We start from the raw sequence: 2,199 nt of genomic DNA on the forward strand, positions 1-2,199 counted from the left end.
CACAGCTTACCCACTTCGCCCGGCGACGGCTCGCCTCCATGCAGCGCCGCTCGACCTTGATACGAGCCTTCTGCCAACAAGCCGAATTGTCGCTTTGAATCGTTAACTTATTATGCAAGTCTCAATAAGCATTCCTGCGTGAGCCAAACCTGATCGGCGCATAAATACATGGGGATTGACGGGGATGAGGCACTTTTTATGTAGAGGTTGTTTATTGCTGATTGCGTTGCAATCGTCAGCTTATGCGGACGACGATTATTTGACGCGCAGCTTCGAGGAAGTAAAAAGCGGCAGTGCGATACGTTTGGAGAGCGCTTCTTCGGACTCCTATTGGACGCCAGGGCGCCTGAAGAACGCTAAGCCTAGAACCCCGCGTGTCACGGTGGACAAAATTCTTAACCTCAAGATGTCCACCAAATCAGATGCACTTGTAAATGGTAAAACCGGGATCGCGGAGGCCACTAACGCAAGTCGCCCCGCCGTCAGGGCTGAACCTGATTTAGAGAATCGCCTGTTCGTGCCCGAAACAGAAAATCAGAAGTCGCGAGCAAGAACGGGGGACGTAAAGCGTGAAACACCGCAGACCGCTGTCAGGCCGCAGAGCGTGGGAACTCAGCATGCTCATTTCACCAGTTCACGATTGATCCCACTAAGTGCCGACCTCCAGTATCCTTATCGTGCAGTTGGCAGGCTCTTTTATACCCAGCCGGGCGTGGGAAACTTTGTGTGTTCTGCCGCCGTAATTGAACCCAGAATTATTCTGACTGCCGGTCATTGTGTTCACAGCGGGAGCGGGGGCGCCAATGGATTCTATGCCAACTTCGCGTTTGTGCCGGCCTTTAGAGATGGGGCGAGTCCGTTTCAGGTTTGGAACGGCGTATATGGAATAGTGACGGCAACCTGGGGCAATGGCGGCGGCAGGGTACCTAACGCCGCGGATTATGCATTGATCGAGCTACAGGATAGACCTTTTGCCGGCGCTGTGAGAAGAATCGGCATGGTGACGGGCTCGTTGGGCGTCAAGACGCGCAGTCTCCATCCCAATCACGCGCATCTGCTAGGGTACCCGGTTAATCTGGACCGCGGTATGAAGATGCACCAAGTCACTGCTCAAAGCTATGGCTCGGGCGGTATCAATACCATTATCTATGGCTCCGATATGGGACCAGGCTCCAGTGGCGGGCCATGGGTACAGAACTTTCAATCGCGCGCCGCTGGTCAAACCGGTGGCGGCAACCCCGGTAGCAACCTGGTTATAGGTGTAACGTCCTATGGCGCCGTCAGCATGGGCCCACGCTATGAAGGCTCCTCTATTCTGGATCCGCGTTTTACCGAGATTTTAAGTTTCATGTGCGCACGCAGGCCAGCAAACTGCTGAGAATGCTATGTGATGTCTGCGCGGTTGCAAGGCCGCGCAAGCATCCTCCCAAGCCCGCATGAATCAAGACTTGGCATTATCTTCCCCAGAGTCACTTCGGGTCCAATATCGTCAGCAGCCCTTTGACCGGAATCGCCAACCATTTCGGCCGGTTGGCGAGTTCATAACGCACCTCGTAGAACGCCTTTTCCAGGGTAAACAGCTCTATCAGACGGCGGGCGTGATCGGCATCGCGCGGGTACGCCGGACAATCGCGCGCGCCTTCTGCGTAACCGGCGAGAAAAGCCTCGGCGGTCACGCGCTCCCATTCCTGGGCGCGCGGCTCCAGTTGCGCCAAATCGGGTGGCTGGTCCTCGGTCGCGTCGAACAGCGCGGCGTAAGCGGCGTAGTTGAATGATCGCAGCATCCCGGCGACATCCTTGAGCGGCGTATGCTTAATCCGCCGTTCTTCCAGGGTGCGCGCGGGCTCGCCTTCGAAGTCGATGATCACGAAGTCGTTGTGAGCCAGCAGCACCTGACCTAAGTGATAGTCGCCGTGGTAGCGGGTTTTGAGTCCGTCTAAAGCGGCCGTCGCGCTGGCGCGGATGCGCGTCATCAATGCCTCGCGCGCGGCCAGCAACGCGCTTACGTCCTGGTCTTCGCGACTGTCGCTTTGCGCGAGCAGGTCAAATGTCTGGTTGGCTTCGTCGGCCACCTGCGCGACCCAGCATTCGATGTCTGTGCGCGAGATCGGCTCGGGATCGAAATCCGCATTGCCCGTGGTTGCGGCCAGTGCGGTGTGCAATTCGCCCGTGCGGACCCCAAGCGTACGCATCAGGTCC

2 protein-coding genes are annotated in these 2,199 nt (G+C 57.2%); one reads left to right on the top strand and one right to left on the bottom strand.

The features are described from left to right. The first annotated feature begins 214 nt into the window (after nt 1-214). Complete coding sequence (locus tag H0V34_09030) at nt 215-1,378, top strand: trypsin-like peptidase domain-containing protein (protein MBA2491828.1); 1,164 nt, start codon at nt 215-217, stop codon at nt 1,376-1,378. A gap of 91 nt (nt 1,379-1,469) precedes the next feature. On the opposite strand, the gene H0V34_09035 is transcribed toward H0V34_09030, so the two are convergent. Next, on the bottom strand, nt 1,470-2,199 hold a 730-nt coding region (locus H0V34_09035; protein MBA2491829.1), incomplete at its 5' end, for an alpha-amylase.

The organism is Gammaproteobacteria bacterium (genome assembly GCA_013696315.1).
In the GTDB taxonomy this organism is placed as follows: Bacteria; Pseudomonadota; Gammaproteobacteria; order JACCYU01; family JACCYU01; genus JACCYU01.